The organism is Paenibacillus marchantiophytorum (assembly GCF_014640555.1).
GTDB lineage: Bacteria > Bacillota > Bacilli > Paenibacillales > NBRC-103111 > Paenibacillus_E > Paenibacillus_E marchantiophytorum.
Genome location: NZ_BMHE01000001.1, coordinates 373240 through 389787 on the forward strand (window position 1 = coordinate 373240; position 16548 = coordinate 389787).

Annotated in this window: 15 protein-coding genes; all 15 read right to left on the reverse strand. The window is 48.2% G+C overall.

What is annotated here, in order from left to right:
- Positions 1-146 precede the first annotated feature (146 nt).
- Complete coding sequence (locus IEY34_RS01700; protein ID WP_189006656.1) at positions 147-1886, reverse strand: ABC transporter ATP-binding protein; 1740 nt, start codon at positions 1884-1886, stop codon at positions 147-149.
- Positions 1867-3717 carry an ABC transporter ATP-binding protein gene (locus IEY34_RS01705; protein ID WP_189006660.1) on the reverse strand — a complete coding sequence of 617 codons (1851 nt, stop codon included), beginning with the start codon at positions 3715-3717 and terminating at the stop codon, positions 1867-1869. Before IEY34_RS01705 ends, IEY34_RS01700 begins: the two co-directional genes overlap by 20 nt.
- Before the next feature lie 21 nt (positions 3718-3738).
- Complete coding sequence (locus IEY34_RS01710) at positions 3739-4683, reverse strand: ABC transporter substrate-binding protein (protein ID WP_189006663.1); 945 nt, start codon at positions 4681-4683, stop codon at positions 3739-3741.
- Between the two features lie 209 nt (positions 4684-4892).
- The gene (locus IEY34_RS01715) at positions 4893-5894 is read right to left on the reverse strand and encodes a helix-turn-helix transcriptional regulator (protein ID WP_229757411.1); all 1002 of its coding nucleotides are present in this window, start codon (positions 5892-5894) and stop codon (positions 4893-4895) included.
- Positions 5895-6350: 456 nt separating this feature from the next.
- The gene (locus IEY34_RS01720; RefSeq protein WP_189006672.1) at positions 6351-6572 is read right to left on the reverse strand and encodes a hypothetical protein; all 222 of its coding nucleotides are present in this window, start codon (positions 6570-6572) and stop codon (positions 6351-6353) included.
- An 87-nt stretch (positions 6573-6659) separates the two neighbouring features.
- Positions 6660-7667 (reverse strand): LLM class flavin-dependent oxidoreductase, encoded by a 1008-nt coding sequence (locus IEY34_RS01725; RefSeq protein WP_189006674.1) that lies wholly within the window; start codon positions 7665-7667, stop codon positions 6660-6662.
- A gap of 90 nt (positions 7668-7757) precedes the next feature.
- Positions 7758-8255, reverse strand: a complete 498-nt coding sequence (locus tag IEY34_RS01730) for a GNAT family N-acetyltransferase (RefSeq protein ID WP_189006676.1) — start codon at positions 8253-8255, stop codon at positions 7758-7760.
- 16 nt (positions 8256-8271) lie between these two features.
- Positions 8272-9420 carry an N-methyl-L-tryptophan oxidase gene (solA, locus tag IEY34_RS01735; protein ID WP_189007068.1) on the reverse strand — a complete coding sequence of 383 codons (1149 nt, stop codon included), beginning with the start codon at positions 9418-9420 and terminating at the stop codon, positions 8272-8274.
- 40 nt (positions 9421-9460) lie between these two features.
- Positions 9461-10213: an amino acid ABC transporter ATP-binding protein gene (locus IEY34_RS01740; RefSeq protein WP_189006678.1), complete on the reverse strand. Its 753-nt coding sequence runs from the start codon at positions 10211-10213 to the stop codon at positions 9461-9463.
- Positions 10210-10920: an amino acid ABC transporter permease gene (locus tag IEY34_RS01745; RefSeq protein ID WP_189006680.1), complete on the reverse strand. Its 711-nt coding sequence runs from the start codon at positions 10918-10920 to the stop codon at positions 10210-10212. The genes IEY34_RS01740 and IEY34_RS01745 overlap by 4 nt, the downstream gene beginning before the upstream one ends.
- Before the next feature lie 10 nt (positions 10921-10930).
- Positions 10931-11629: an amino acid ABC transporter permease gene (locus IEY34_RS01750; protein ID WP_189006681.1), complete on the reverse strand. Its 699-nt coding sequence runs from the start codon at positions 11627-11629 to the stop codon at positions 10931-10933.
- Positions 11630-12505 carry a transporter substrate-binding domain-containing protein gene (locus tag IEY34_RS01755; RefSeq protein ID WP_189006683.1) on the reverse strand — a complete coding sequence of 292 codons (876 nt, stop codon included), beginning with the start codon at positions 12503-12505 and terminating at the stop codon, positions 11630-11632.
- A gap of 110 nt (positions 12506-12615) precedes the next feature.
- Positions 12616-14643: an ABC transporter ATP-binding protein gene (locus IEY34_RS01760; RefSeq protein WP_189006685.1), complete on the reverse strand. Its 2028-nt coding sequence runs from the start codon at positions 14641-14643 to the stop codon at positions 12616-12618.
- Between the two features lie 16 nt (positions 14644-14659).
- The gene (locus IEY34_RS01765; RefSeq protein WP_189006687.1) at positions 14660-15553 is read right to left on the reverse strand and encodes an ABC transporter permease; all 894 of its coding nucleotides are present in this window, start codon (positions 15551-15553) and stop codon (positions 14660-14662) included.
- A gap of 47 nt (positions 15554-15600) precedes the next feature.
- Positions 15601-16527 carry an ABC transporter permease gene (locus IEY34_RS01770; RefSeq protein ID WP_189006689.1) on the reverse strand — a complete coding sequence of 309 codons (927 nt, stop codon included), beginning with the start codon at positions 16525-16527 and terminating at the stop codon, positions 15601-15603.
- Positions 16528-16548 lie beyond the last annotated feature (21 nt).

Below are 16548 nucleotides of genomic sequence, written 5' to 3' on the forward strand. Positions count from 1 at the left end.
AGAATATCGCAATTCTGCGAGCGTTCATCAGTAATAGAGGGAGCTTTTCCATGTAATCCAACTTTTCATGCGGAATTCATTAGAATAACGGGAGCTTTTCCTGTTAGCTTAGGAGGAGGAGGAGCAACAAAGCTGCACATCTTCTGCTACTTCACTTGCCAACCGTCAGAATCCTGCTGCAAGTTCCATAGATTCGCATAGATACCATCCTGCAAGATTAGCTCACTATGCGTGCCTTTTTGAACAAGCCTACCTTCATCCAGCACTAGAATGCTGTCTGCGTTTTGAATGGTTTTTAGGCGGTGGGCGATGATAATCAGGGTTTTATTCGCAACCAACTCATTAATGGCTTGCTGCACAGCGGATTCGTTCTCGGGATCGAGCGAGGCCGTTGCTTCGTCTAGCAGCACAATCGGGGCATCTTTCAATAAAGCGCGCGCAATGGAAAGTCGCTGCTTCTCCCCGCCTGATAGCGTGGAGCCACCTTCTCCCACTGGCGTGTCATAACCTTGTGGCAATTGGGAGATGAATTCGTGGCAGCACGCCCGCTTGGCCGCTTCTTCTACTGCTTCCTGAGTAGCTTCCATATTCCCGATTCGGATGTTATTGCCGATGGTATCCTGGAATAGATACACATCTTGGAATACCATCGAAATATGCTTGAAAAGTTTCTCCGGATCGGCATCACGCAGCGCTTGCCCACCAATGCTGATCGACCCCTGATCTACATCCCAGAAGCGGGCAATGAGGCGTGTTACGGTACTCTTCCCGCTGCCAGAAGGCCCAACCAAAGCCGTGATCGTTCTGGGCTCAATGGTGAAAGACAAGTCTTTCAACACGGGCGAATGAGCCTCATAACCAAAGGTTACCCGATCAAAAACAATCGAGCCATACGGCTTTATGCTGTAGGTCCCCTGCATCGGCTGTTCCCTATGCACGTCCATGATGCGCTGCGCACTATAAGCCGAATAACGTATTTCGCCATAGCTCATCAGCACCAAGGTCAATGGCTCAAAAATTCGGCTCCCCACCAACAGGAACAGGAGAAAGACAGGAAGTGTAAGTGTACCGCTTGCCAATAGATAACTGCCGACAACAATCATAATTGTCATACCGGAACGAGTCAGCAGCATCGCTCCCATAATCACAGGTCCCATGATGCCTTCCAGGCGAATAGATGCGCGCATCAAGCGATCAAAGGACAAACGCAATCGTTCGAATCTTTTCCCACCCAGATTATGTGCTTTAATTTCACGAATGCCAGTTAAATATTCTTGCAGCCGACTTGCTGCTTCATTCTTGGCTTGAACATGATTCCTGCTGAGCTGTGCCTGAAGCTTGTCTGTCAGCCATAATAACAGCACGCCCAACGGTATAGCCATGAACATGGCCAGTGACATTCGCCAATCGAGGAATACTAAGCCAACTAACGCTAAGATTGGCAGCATAATGGCCGTGATAAGTTGTGGCACATTATGAGAAATCGTATGTTCGACTTGCGCGTAATCGCCTAGCAATAAATTCGTTAAATCACCGGGATCACGTTTGCCAAAATAGCCTAGGGATAAATGACGCAGATACTCGGCCAATTTGAGCCTTCCATCGGCAGCCAAGGTATAAGCTGCGCGATAAGACTTATCATACAGCAGCGCAAATGTAGCATACGATACCAATAGCCAGACGAACAAAATAATACAATCTATCCAAAGCCGGCTGACATCTAAAGCCTTATTCGGATCAGCAATGAAAACGTAGTACGTGTTGAATAGATCAACCAGCAGCGCCGCTGGAATCACTTTAACGATTCCATCCAATACGGCGGCAAAGGCAGAAGGCCACAAATTTCGGATATTCCCTCCAGAAATGTTAGTAAAGTAACGATTCATGGCTTGAGCCCTCCTTCTTGCGATCCGTCAGCGTGGATTCTTTCACGCCGAGCTTCCATGAAGCCGAGCTGATATGAGCTTGCCACATCTGTTCATATAATCCGCTCAGGGCCCGCAGTTCGTCATGTGTTCCCCGCTCTACGATTTCTCCTTTTTGCACGACCAGTATCTGCTCGGCAGCACGAATCGTAGACAAACGGTGCGCGATCATAATGACCGTTTTCCCTTTGACAAGTTCAACCAGTGCACCTTGGATTTTCTTTTCATTTTCTGCATCTGCATAGGCTGTCGCTTCATCCAGCACCAGAATGGGGGCGTTCTTCAGCAAGGCCCGCGCAATAGCAATTCGCTGCGCCTCGCCGCCAGATAGATAGGTGCCGCCTTCACCGATCTTGGTGGCGTAACCTTGAGCAAGCTTCGTAATAAATTCATGACAGCAGGCCGTCTTGGCAGCCGCAATCACTTCAGCTTCGGATGCATCGATATTGCCCATGCGAATATTCGCTTCGATCGTATCATAGAACAGATGCACGTCCTGGAATACAAAGGAAATCTTATCCATCAACATTTCCGTACCCATATCGCGAAGCGATACGCCGCCTATCGCGATTTCTCCCTCCTGAACGTCCCAGAAGCGCAGCAACAGACTGGCAATCGTTGATTTGCCTCCGCCGGAAGGACCGACTAAGGCCGTCATCTCGCCGGCTTTTGCCATAAATTGAACATCCTTCAAGATCGGTTTGAAATTCTTGCTGGTTGTGCGTTCATAGGCGAATGAGACATTCTTGAAAGTGATATCATACGCTGTTGGGACCTGCGGTGAAGACGGCTCCATCACGATAGCCTCCGCGAAAACCGCTTCGATCCGCTTGTTGTTCTCCACCACTTCTCTCATTCCACTGCCCACAAACATTAATTTCAACAGCGGCACGGATAAGCTGGGGGTAAGAATAATGAAGAGCAGGAAAGTAATAGCGAACGATTGGCTGCCAGCATTGCCGCTTGAGAGTAGAATGCCAACAGGGACAACGAAAGTGAACAATGAACTGACAATTACATAAAATAGACCATATGGTATCTTATATAAATCCGTTATTCGCAACGAAATATTACGATACTCGACAACCGCTTGCTTGAACGTTAGAAAGGAATCTGCTTTGATCCCGAATATTTTCACCACAGGCATGCCCCGAATATATTCCACGCCTGTCGCATTCATGTTTTCTACAGCATGCTGAAACTCGCGATAAGCTTGCTGACCGCTCGCGCTGCCGAATAACTTGCTTTGCAGCCAGAAGCCAATGCCGATAGGGACCAGCAGCACGAGCGCCAAACTCCAATTCATCCAGAACAAATAGCCAATCAACAGAATTGGAATCATAACTGCGCTTACGATATCAGGCAATTGATGGGCGATAAATTTCTCTATTTTTTCAACGCTAACCTCGATAATCTTCTTCAATTCGCCTGTTGCTGTTGAGGTATGGTAACCCATCGGCACCTTGGCTATATGCTCCGTAAGCCACACTCTCAGCTCATAGAGAATACGGAAGGCTGCGATATGTGAACACATGCCCCCGATATACAGCGCGACCAAAGCGCCAATCAAAGCCACCAAGGCAAAGATACCCCAATACAGAATAAGTGCCTGATCAGCGCCCGCTGGATTACCAGCATGCTGCAGAAGCTCTTGAACGATGATGTACACAGAGACAAAAGGAGCGATTTGCAGCAAACTGGAAATGACTGAAAACAAGCTTGCTACGATCAGCAGCCCTTTTTTCTCACTGGCAATTTGCAGTAAGCTCCTCATTTCAACTTTCGAATCCATTTCTCATCCTCCCTGTTCATCCTAGCTTTGTTTATGTTTATCCAGAATTAGCTGTCCAAGCTTATCCAATAGAACCATGCGACCCAATGCTGTATAGGAATAATTATAGTTATCGACATTCGTGATCTTGTAGATGTTCTTCTTCTGTACGGCCTTCATATTGGTCCATACCTGACTGTCACTCATTTTGTTTTCGCTGTTTTCCATGAAAATCAAATGGTCTGGGTTGATCGTAGACAATCCTTCCAGAGCGATTTGAATGCCGCCCCAAGCTTCTGGTTCTGGAATTCCCGTCGCCTTCTTGATGCCCAGATCCTTGTAAACAAGCTCAGCCGTTCCCGTGGACAAATAGACGACTAGATTTTTGGGATAAGTTTCAATGACTGCTAAAGACTCCCCCTGAAGAATTGGTTCCAACTTCTTCTTCCATGCTGCGACCTTGCTTTCGTAGGTTTCCAACCATTTATCTTTCTTATCTACTTCTCCAAGAAGCTTGGCTAGGAAATCCAATCGGTTTCTCCACTCATAATAAGGGTGCGGGACAATTACAGTAGGCGCGATTTTCGATAACTGATCGTACATTTCCTGATTGAACAAGCTGCCAAGAATAATTAAATCCGGTTCAACCGACATCACTGCCTCTACACTGATTGCTTCCCCATACCATCCGAGATTAACTGTATCCTTCCCCAAAGGATCCTTAATTGTCGGGGAAAACACCTTCCGATCTCCATAATCCGCATTCGCTGAGGCAATGGGTTTAATCCCGAGCAACAAAAGTTCCTCTGTTGATCCCGATAGATCGGCGATACGCTTTGGATTTATCGGAACCGTGACCTTCTGGCTATTCGGATTAACAATTACCTGTTGTTTGGAAGATTCCTTTCCTCCGCTTGTCTGTGAAATCCCGCATCCCGCCAACACCAGAATGCAGCATACAACGGCCAATCTCATTACGTTTCTCATTGACTTTCTCCTCCCGGTATCTCATCATGTTGTAACATCCCCTGATTCCTAACTCACAGATAATAATAATCATTATCAATTGAACTTGAAAAAAAAGTTCATGCTCTATTCGTCATCATCAGTTGTCGCAACCTACTATCTCACAGATGTTCTGGATGGAGATACCCCAATCGGGAGTTTTAAGACACGAAAACGGATTGAATGCTTGGCTAGCGCTTCAGATGTCGGAAATAATCGGAAGGATTGACACCGAATTTCTTTTTGAAATGTTCCGAAAAATGGCCCGCTTTACCGAAACCGACGGCAGAAGCTGCCTCCGTAATCGTGATGTGGCTTTCTCTTAACAATCCAAAAGCTCTTTCCAGTCGTTGATCAATTACATAAGCGTAAACGGGCAGGCCAAATAACAGCTTAAACCCTTTCTTGAGCTTAAATTCGTTAAGGCAAACACACTGGGCAAGCGCCGCCAGACTAGGAGGAGCAATCAAATCGGCATCGACGATGTCTTTGGCACGGTGCAGGCTTGCTATATCTGTTCGGGATAACCCTGATGTGGAAGTGCTGCTAAGATTCTTCTCCATCAAAGATTCGCTTAAATAAATAGCAACTAACTCCATAACTTTTCCTTCCAAATAAATACGTTTGATATCCCCTTGGTACTGACAATGCGTAATCTCATGAACAACCCGCTTCAGGGCGGGGGTCGATTCCGTGTTATAATACAGTCCGCAATTAGCCGCTAACACCGAAGTCAGTTTGTGCAAAGGAAGATGCTGCAGCGCGCCATTCGACTCCGTATGATTGAATTTAATCGTCAATCCTTGAAAACGTCTGTCTCGCTCATACTGACAATTATTGCTTGCATCATTATCACCATAGACCGACACCCCGCCAGACTCCAACCCAAACTCCCCTGGCTGCCCAGCAACGCTCCAATGTATGCTCTCCCCTAGACAAAATCCAAGGTTTAGGCTGTTCCCCCCTTCCTTGCTGCTCATTTTCATATTGTCATGAAAGGAAACATCACAAATAACCAATTCCAAAAATGAATTGGGTTGCACACGCCGCCAGTATCCTTGTCCCATCTGTTCAGGCAGCCTGACAATTTGATCAAACCAAGAGGATTTATACATATGATTCAATTCCAGCGTAAGCGAACAATCGCTATCTACCTTATTGTCAATTTGACACCATCTCTCACCATTCTCCATCGTAAGCACCTCTATTAATTATTTACTGCATTGTATCCATTACCCCAATTATAAGTAATATGGAATCAATGTACATGGACATTTTCCACCGCAGCACGAAAAAGAAAAACGGCTTCGCCGCCCTGAGAGATCAGCCTCTTAGTAGCGACAAAACCTGTTAAGGGAACTAGAGGACGCTATATAGGCAAATAGCTGGGATGCTGTGGTATTAGCGGAACTACAGGGTCTTATTTCCACGAAAAACGCTGAATTTGCCTTGAAACAGCAAAATAGCGGACTGTAGTTCCCTCACCCCTGCGATATGGATACTTTTGGCTAGAATAGCGGACTGCAGTTCCCTGACTCTGTTCGCACAGGGCGGCTGGAGCAACTCCGCGCTCACCCCAAAACATATCATCTAAAAAAACCTCAATCATCATCACGGATGAATTGAGGCTCTTTGGTACATTGCTGTTCCTATACTTTCGGCTTCTGCCCGATTACACGAACAGGACGTTCCACCCAATTGTCACGATTCATCTGCTTCACTTGGTTAATCGGATTTTTAAGATCAATAACTTCAACATACTTGCCTTTTTCTTTCAAGGTAGCTTCAAGCTTTTCTTTGTAGCTCGTTCCCGGCGCAGGTCCGCCGCCGCCATTGCGTTTTCCTTTGTTCCACACTCTGCCTTTACTCATTTCACCACTCCATTTTTGTTTTAAGTGTAAAGGCAGACGCGGAAAAACGCAAATATTTGCTGCAAATTGTGACCTGTCTATACAAGTTTATCCTTGCAACTCGAAAGCTTTCGCCAGTAAGCGATAAGAATGAACACGTGCCGCCGCGTCATGAATCGGCGATACGACCATGATTTCATCCGCTTGGTACGCTTCATTCAACTTGAGAATTTCCGCCTTCACTTGCTCCGGCGTTCCGACAACCCGTTTGTGCTGACGGCCGCGAATCAGCTGTAGATCGGATTCCGTATACGGATAGTTCATCGCCGTCTCTACAGATGGGAAAGATGGCAGCAGCGCGCCGCGGCCCAGCGAGAGAAAGAATAGGTCCGTGCTCGTCGCCAAACGCTTGGCCTCTTCTTCCGTATCTGCGCAAATAACCAGAATGGCCGCCAGAGAATGGGCTTGTGCATTCAAGATCGATGGCTTAAAGTGCTCCCGATAAATGCGCAAAGCTTGTTCGCAATCCGCATTGCCGAAAAATTGCGCAAAGCCAAAAGCAGCTCCTTGATCCGCGGCAATTCGGGCGCTGTCATACGAGGAGCCTAGCAGCCAGATGTCCGGTGCTGTGTTGATGACAGGCGACGCATGAAGCCCGGCGAATCGGTGATTCCCCGGCAGCGCATCATGGAGATAGCCCGTCAAATCCGCCACCTGCTGCGGGTACTGGTCGACGCCTGTATACTTGCCCTCTTGCAGTGCGCGTGTAGAAATCGGCATCCCGCCGGGCGCGCGCCCCAGACCTACATCGATTCGTCCAGGATGAAGAGCCTCCAACAAACGAAAATTTTCTGCTACTTTATAAGCACTGTAATGCGGCATCATAATACCGCCGGAGCCTAAGCGAATCCGCTTCGTCTTGGCCGCCAGATGAGCAATCAGCACTTCTGGGCTGGAATGAGCCAGCGCTTGCGAGGCATGATGCTCGGATACCCAATAACGTGTATAACCAAGTTGATCTGCTTCTTGCGCCAGTTCTGTCGTTTCAACTAACGTTTCTGCAGCATTACGGCCTTCGCCTATTTGTGATTGGTCCAAAATCCCCAATTTCAACATCTACATCACCTCTAAACTAACTGTAACACAAATAAGCACAGAATAGCAAAAGCAGTCGTTCCCCTTGCTAACGACTGCTCTTTTCTGCTTTTATTGGGCAAGACTAGCCTGCTTTAACAACTTTTTCTTCAAAAAGATTAATGTATCCGAATCTCCAAGCGGCCTTTGGAAAAAGGCTTCATAACCCTTTCGTTGGTACATCGTAAGCAGCCACGGATGGTTTTGCGAAGTAGCAAGGACGACTCCGTCTGCGAGCAGAGTATCGCGCACAATCACTTCTTCCACATACGCGAGCAGCCGATTGCCAATACCTTGATTCTTGTAAGCTGGTGAAACTGCAAACCAATATAAGAAGGGCAGCTCAGTCAGTTCCGGCAAATTTTTCAAAGAAAGAGTAGCCGCAATAGAACCGTCAATCTCTAGTACATAGTTGGTATTATTCAGCAAATTATCCTTAATGAGATCAATATCCGCATTCGCTGCTAGAAACGTAATGCCCAGCTCGCGGATAGACGCATACGCGCGATGAATTACTTGAAATTGTTCTTCTGCATCGTCAATCGTTGCTAAACGATACACCTCGCTCATGTCATCACCTTCCTATTTATTGGACACTTTCCGCATTCTGAAACCTGGATAAGGCAAAGGAGGAAATATCGTAGTCCGTTTGACCCTTCTGGATCAAATCCTTCAACATTTCACCGACGACACTGCCAAATTTGAAGCCATGGCCAGAGAAACCTCCCGCAAGCAGCACATGCTTGTGTACGGGATGACGATCGATAATGAAGTGTTCATCTGGCGTCACTTCATATTTGCATACAGCCGTGCGAACCACTCTCCCTGCTGCTTGCGGCAGAAAGGCTTCCAGCGCTCGGCGCAAATCTTGTTCATCGTCCGGATACGCACCGAACGGCGCGAACAACTGCCCAGGCTTCCACACTTGGCCCGCATCATGCCGGCCGATTTTCACGCCGGAGCCGTTAATGCTCGGAAAACCATAGAAGCCGCCATGGTCGGCCCCGAAGGTAAACCCTGGAAAGACGGAGGCGTCATACAGCGCTTGATCCGATTGGAACCAGGCTACCGCTTTGCGTACAGAGCGAATGGGGAGGTTAACGATGTCCTCCAATGTTCCGAACCAAGCTCCCGCAGAGAGAACAAGCTGATCCGCGTGATAGGCTCCATCCAAGGTATGCACGGTAACACCGCTACTGTGCACCTGAATGTTGGTAACTTGCGTATTCACCAGAAGTCTCGCACCTGCGGCTAAGGCTTGCTGACGGTAGGCACGCACGCAAGCCTCGCTGTTCAGATAACCTGCCTTCGCTTCATACAAGCCCACATAAGCGTCAGGAGGCTGAGCTCCGGGCCAGCGTTTGCGAATTTCATCCGCAGCCAGCTGCTCTACCTGAATTCCGAAATCAACAGCCGCCTGCCGTTTGACCTCCAAATTCGCGGATTCCGCGGCACCCATATTGAGCACACCGCTGCGGACCAACAACGGCTGTCCGTAGGCTTCTTCCAGTTCCGTCCACAGCTTATCCGCTCTAAGCGCCATTGCCGTGTAAGTTCCACTGCCTGAATAAGCATGACGGATCAGCCGCGTCTCCCCGTGGTGGCTGCCTGCAGTGTGCGGAGGATCAAATTTATCTATCAGCAGCACTTTGACCTTATTTTTCGCCAAATGATATCCGGCACTCATTCCCATGGACCCTGCGCCAATGATAATGACATCATATGAGGTTGGTATACGTCCTCACCCCTTTTCTAATTCCACTCGTTACTTTCCTTTATATCACATAACTCCAATCCGGTGTTACACGCTTCAAGAACTGCCTCGTTCTCTCTTCTCTAGGTCTAACAAAGACATCCTCAGGTTCTCCCTGCTCTACGATCACGCCGCCATCCATGAACACAACATGGCTCGAAACTTCCCTCGCGAAGCTAACTTCGTGGGTCACAATAATCATAGTGACGCCATCATCCGCGATCTTGCGGATCACCGACAGCACCTCGCCTACCAATTCCGGATCCAGTGCTGAGGTCGGCTCATCGAATAGAATGACTTCCGGATTAAGCGCCAGTGCGCGGGCAATGCCTACACGCTGTTGTTGGCCTCCGGAAAGCTGACTCGGATAGGCATCAATTTTGTCAGAGAGCCCGACTTTGTTCAGCACCTCGAGACTTGTGCGCCTTGCTTCTTCTTTGGGCTGTTTTTGAGCGATAACAAGACCTTCCATCACATTTTCCAGGACGGTTTTGTGCTTAAACAGATTATAATGCTGAAACACCATCGCTGTTTTTTTCCGCAGTTGGAGGATATCCTGCTTGCTTGGATGTTTGCCGCTAATTTTAAAATCACCAATCGAAATTTCGCCTTCATTTGGACGCTCAAGGAAATTCACGCACCGCAGCAGCGTTGTTTTGCCGGAACCGCTTGGCCCTAGAATCGCCACAACGTCACCTTTTTCAACAGTTAAATGAATACCGTTCAGCACTTTATTTTTGCCAAAAGCCTTATGAATGTTCGTTAACTGAATCATACAACACCTCCTCGATTGTACACGGTGACTTTTTTCTCCAAAAATGCCGTCAAGCGTTCAGCCAACAGCGTCAAACCCCAATAAATAAAAGCTGCCGCAATATAGGCTTCCAAGAATTTTAAACTGACCGACGCCACAACGCTTGCTTTGCCGAGAAGTTCCATCTGAGATACGGTAAAGGCCAGCGAAGAAGTATGCAGAAAGCCTACAAAAATATTGCATAAATTCGGTAAAATCACACCGATTGCTTGCGGCGCAACAATACGCCAAAGCGCCTGCGGCGTCGACATCCCAATGGAATGAGCCGCCTCAATCTGGCCGCGATCCACTGATAGAATACCGGAGCGAATGATTTCCGACATATACGCCCCGGCAGTGATGGAGAAAGCCGTCAGAACAATCAGCAAGGAAGGCACGGAGGACGATTTGAAGCTCCACCCGTAATAGGCAGACAATCGATCAATAACGAGCGGCAGCCCGAAATAAATGACCGTGATGTGCAGCAAGATCGGCGTTCCCCGCAGAAAGGAAACATAGAAATCCAGCAGCCGATAGATATATTTCACTTTGTATATGCGAGCGAAAGCGGTTAATAAACCGATACCGAAGCCAATAACAAGCGGAATGAAGGTCAGTACAAGGGTCAGCGGAAGCGCCTTGAGAATCTCAAAAAAAGCCGTATAAATGAATACAATATCAATTTTCATATCCCTTACCTCACCCCGTTAGCGGACGTTCATGCCTTTGCAGTCTGAATTCCGTCACCCTGAATACTTTTTCAAAAATAAGTACGGTTGCGTAATAAATAATCGTCAAGCTGATATACACTTCCAACGTATGAGCGGTAGCCGCAATTAAGGTTTGACCGCGCCCCATCATATCCATGACACCAATGGAAAAAGCCAACGAGGTGTCTTTCAGAAAGCCAATGACTGAATTGGCAAAATTGGGAAAAGCAATCAGCAGCGCTTGAGGCGCTATGATTCGGGCAAAAGACTGCGTCCCCGTCATGCCAACCGCATAAGCGGCTTCCGTTTGCCCCCGATCGACGGCGTTGACCGCCGCCCGAATATTTTCCGATTTAAACGCGGCAATGCTTAACCCATAGGTTATAATGACGAAGTAGATCGGGTCCCACCTGGAAATATTGATATGGACAATTTCCAACAGCAGCGGCAAGCCGTAAAACACTAGAAACAATTGAATCAGAATCGGCGTTCCCCGAATGAAGGAAACATACACGATGGAAATTTCATTCAGCACCGGAATTCGATACAAACGCGTAATGGCTATAAGTGTTCCTAGAATAAGCCCCAAAGCAAGGGAAGCTGCTAGAATAAGCAAGGTCAAGGGCAAATAATACAACAGCTTAGGCAGAAAATTCGCGACTAGGGTGATATCGAATGATTTTCCCATCTAATTCCCCACAGTGTAGTCGGCTCCCAGCCACTGTGTACTCAGTTTGCTCAATGTACCATCGGCTTTGATCGCTTTCACGGCCTCATCGATTTTCTTCTTCAATTCATCGCCATCTTTGCGCAGAATAAAGTACACTTTGGAGTTGGATAATGGCTCTCCTACTGTTTTTAACTGGGCATCTACGGATTTATTCACGAAATCGATAGCAAATTGCGTGCTGATCGAGGCATCAGCCCGTCCCTGCTTGATCAGTGACTTCGCATCTTCACCAGCTGCCGTGTATACGATGTTAATGCCTGTGTTATGTTCCTTGTTATACTTTTCAGCCAACACAGCGGCATTGCTTGTGGCGGTGACCAACAGCTTTTTGCCTTTGAGATCATCAATTGATTTCACCGCGTTATTGTCTTTGTGAACGATAATTTTATTCGGGAAAATATTGTAGGCCTCGTCGTTGAAAAGGAACTTCTGCTTGCGCTCGTCGTTCACTTCCATTTGGTGCGCAATGAAATCAATTTTATTCGTCTCCAGGCTAAGCAGCAGATTCTTGAATTCCATCGTTTTCAATTCAAATTCATACTCGGGCAACCGCTTATCAATTTCTTTGACAAGCTCCACATCATAACCAGTCAGATTGCCTTTATCATCAATAAAGCAAATGTTAGGGAACTGCGTTCCTGTGCCCACCACGATCTTTTTCACCGCTTTTGGCGCTGCTGTAGCGGTTGCTTGCGTGGATGGCGCTGTCGTTCCAGCCGCCGCCGTGGCTGCCGCCGCTGCCGGTGTTGTGCTGGCAGTCTTTGTTTGGGCACCGCATCCTGCTGCGAAAGCGGCGGTAAGAATAAGGGAAGAAAGAATGGTTAATTTTTTCATTGTGAATTGCCTCCTAAGGGTTATGTTTATATTACACTATTCCAATTGATAAACTATGTATTAAGCCTGAAAGAAAACCGGTTGCCCCGGTTACACGAAAGATCTACCTTTTACAAGGGGTAATGACAGGCCGTCCAATGCTCTTCACGGATTTGCCGCAACTCCGGCTGCTCCTCTTGGCATTTGGCTGAAGCTGCCGGGCAGCGGGTATGGAATCTGCACCCGGATGGCGGATTCGCTGGGGATGGAATTTCACCTTCAATGGCAAGCCACTCCCGTTTCCGGGTTGGATCCGGTGAAGGGATCGAGGAAAGCAGTCCTTTGGTATAGTGATGTGTGGGATGAAGAAATAGCGCCTCACTCGGTGCAATTTCGACCAGTTTACCCAAGTACATGACACCGATGCGATCCGAGATATGCCGCACAATATTTAAACCATGCGCGATAAATAAATACGTTAGCCCAAGCTTTTTCTGCAAATCCTGCATCAAGTTCACAATCTGCGCTTGCACCGATACATCCAAGGCCGATACCGCCTCATCGGCCAGAATAAACTGCGGATTGAGCGCAATCGCCCGCGCGATGCCAATTCGCTGCCTCTGCCCGCCTGAAAACTCATGCGGATACCGATCGTAGCTGGCACGGTTTAAGCCGACGAGTTCCAATAAGTGCTCGACCTTCTCACGCTTCTCCGCACGGCTAAGAGCGTGATGAATATCGAAGGGTTCTCCGATAATGTCGCCGACTTTCCATCGCGGGTTCACCGAACCGTAAGGGTCTTGGAAGATGACCTGCATATCGCGTCTTGCTTCCTGAAGCCCTTTGGTGGAGAGCTCGGATAAATCCTGTCCACCGAAAAACACCTTGCCATCCGTGGCTTTCTCAAGCTGCAGCAGCACCCTGCCCAGTGTGGACTTGCCGCTGCCGGATTCACCTACCAGACCGAAGGTTTCCCCTTTCTTAATGGTAAATGAGACATCCTCCACAGCTCGGATAGATGCTTGAGAACGGTTGAATGCCCCTTTGCCAAGCGGATAAAATTTACTTAACCCTTTGACTTCGAAAAGAGTCTCCCTTACGGTCTCTTGCCCTTCTGAGCGCGGATGTTCGGCGAGGGGAACCGCTTCGCTTGACACCTTCCGATCAGCTTGCCATTCCTCCAGCCGAACGAACTCTTCCGCATGCCAACAAGCGGTTAAACGGTCATTCACTTGACGGAGCGGTGGACTTTCCTGCCTGCAATGATCTGACGCATAAGGGCAGCGCGGATGAAACCGGCACCCCGATGGCAGTTCCGATAACGGTGGAATGGTCCCTTCAATGGAAAACAACCGCGAAGAACGATCGCTGTCTATCGTTGTAATGGAGCGCAGCAAGCCCCGTGTATACGGATGATGAGGCGTTGTAAACAACTGCTGCACAGTAGCCTGTTCCACAATTTGCCCTGCATACATCACGATAATGCGATCGGCCATCTCGGCAGCAATCCCCATATCGTGCGTAATGAGCAGGATCGACATATTAAACTCCGCTTTAAGCTCCTGCAGCAAATGCAGAATTTGTGCCTGAATCGTCACATCAAGCGCGGTTGTCGGCTCATCGGCAATGAGCAGTTGCGGACCGCAAGCAAGCGCCATAGCGATCATGGCGCGCTGCAGCATGCCGCCTGACATTTCACCGGGATATTGCTTCATCCGAATTTCCGGTTCCGGAATGCCGACACGCTGCAATAAATGCACAGCCCGCTCCCAAGCCTGATGTCGATTCCCTTGTTTGTGCTGAATGATCACTTCAATAATTTGACTCCCAATGGTAAACACGGGATCGAAGGCTGCCATTGGCTCCTGAAAAACCATAGCCATCTTCTTGCCACGCAGCGCCCGCAGTTCTTTCTGCGGCAATCGCGTCAATTCATCCCCATCCAGCCAGATCTGACCTTCGGAAATTTTGCCATTCTCATAGTCAATCAAGCGCATGACCGACTTGGATGTAACCGACTTGCCGCTGCCGGATTCGCCCACAAGACATACCGTTTCACCTTGCCCAATCGTTAGAGACACGTCCTCAATAGCCTTAAGAACGCCGGAATGAGAAGTAAATTCAACACTTAAATTCGCAATCTCCAGCAATTGCTTCACCTTGCCCGCCCCCTAGTTATGACCTTCTCTGTTTTGGATCCAAGGCGTCACGCAGCTTATCTCCGATTAAATTGACCGATAGCACAAATGTAGTAATCGCGAGGCCAGGAAACGTACATATCCACCAAGCAACCGTTAAGTAACCTCTGCCTTGGGATAATAATGTTCCCCAGTCGGGAACCTCTTTGAGCACACCTAACCCGAGGAAGCTTAAACCTGCGCCAACCAAGATCGAGGAGCCAAGTCCAATCGTGGACATCACAAGCAGTGGAGACCAAGCATTCGTCAGCACATGCCGGAAAAATATTCTCCCCCTTGAAGCGCCAATGGAGCGCGAAGCCGTGATGAAAGAGCGGTTTTTAATGCTCAAGATTTGCCCACGCATAACCCTGGCATATTGGGGAATAGAGGCTGCAGCTACAGCAAAAATCAGATTGAATAAATGAGGGCCGAGTGCGGCAGCAATAGCCAAAGCCAGCAATATGCCCGGTATCGTCATGAGAACATCGATAATCCGCATGAAGATCGTATCAAGCACACCGCCAATGTAGCCAGCAATTGAGCCAATGATCCCGCCAACTAGCCCACCTGCAAGCACAGACGCAAAACCGATAAACAACGAGTCCCGACTGCCGAACACAACGACGCTAAATATATCTCGGCCAAAATAGTCCGTTCCGAACAAGTGGGTTTTACTCGGCGCCTGCAGGATTTGATCTGTCATCATGGCTGTTGGCGCATAAGGGGCAATCCAGCCCGGAAATATCGCACAGCCAATGATGAATAAAGTGACGATAGCAGCCAAATAAACGAGTATTTCCGTCGCATTCCATTTACGTGTCAATTTGGGAAAACGAAGCTGCCAATGACCCTTCTGCCAGACAGCCCGTGTAGAAACAGCTTCTTTCATCCTCATTCTCCTCTCTTGTGTCTTACCGTGTCTCGTTCCGTGTATGCTTACTGTGTTCTCCGAACTCGAGGATCAATGAACACATAGGAGATATCGACTAATAAATTTACCAAGACATAGATGATGGCTGAGAAAAAAACAACCCCTTGAACAACAGGCAAGTCTTTGGACATAATCGCATCCGCAAGGATTCGGCCGATCCCTTGTCTAGAAAACACCGTCTCAATGACAACCGTACCTGCCAACAAATCACCGATATGAATCCCGATAATCGTGATCGCCGGAATTAAAGCATTGCGAAGCGCATGGCGGTACATCACTATTTTCTCCGATACCCCTTTGGCCCGCAGGGTCACAATGAATTGTTCGTTGATAACCTCGAGCATCGAGTTTCGCACCATCCGAACGATGAATCCGGCACCGACAAAGCCAAGAGCAAGAGAAGGAAGAACGAGCGTGATCAACCCTTTGGACCCCATCGCCGGAAACCATCCCAGGGAAACAGAGAATATGAGAATCAAGAGAATCCCTGACCAGAAAGTCGGCATCGAGATCCCAAACAAACCAACAATGCGCGCCACAACATCAATCAGACGATTGCGGTGAATGGCCGACAGCACACCCAGTCCGACGCCTAAGACGGTGGATATCAACGTGCTAGCCAATGTTAAGGCCAGTGTCGCAGGCAGATGCTTGAGTATTTTGGGCAAAACAGGTTCACTATTCAACAATGACTTGCCGAAATCTCCATGCAGCATGGAGAAGACATAATGGCCAAATTGGACATAGAACGGCTCATTCAAGCCTAGCTGGCTCCTTAGATTCGCTATCGCCTCCGGCGTCATGGAAGAGGGATCAATCATAGATAGAACCGGATCTCCCGGAAGCAGATAGAGGATACAGAAAACAAGGACTAAGGAACCGAGAATGACTAGCAAGGAAACAATCAGCCTCTCTGTTATGATCCTGGCCATCGAGATAAACGCCTCATTTCG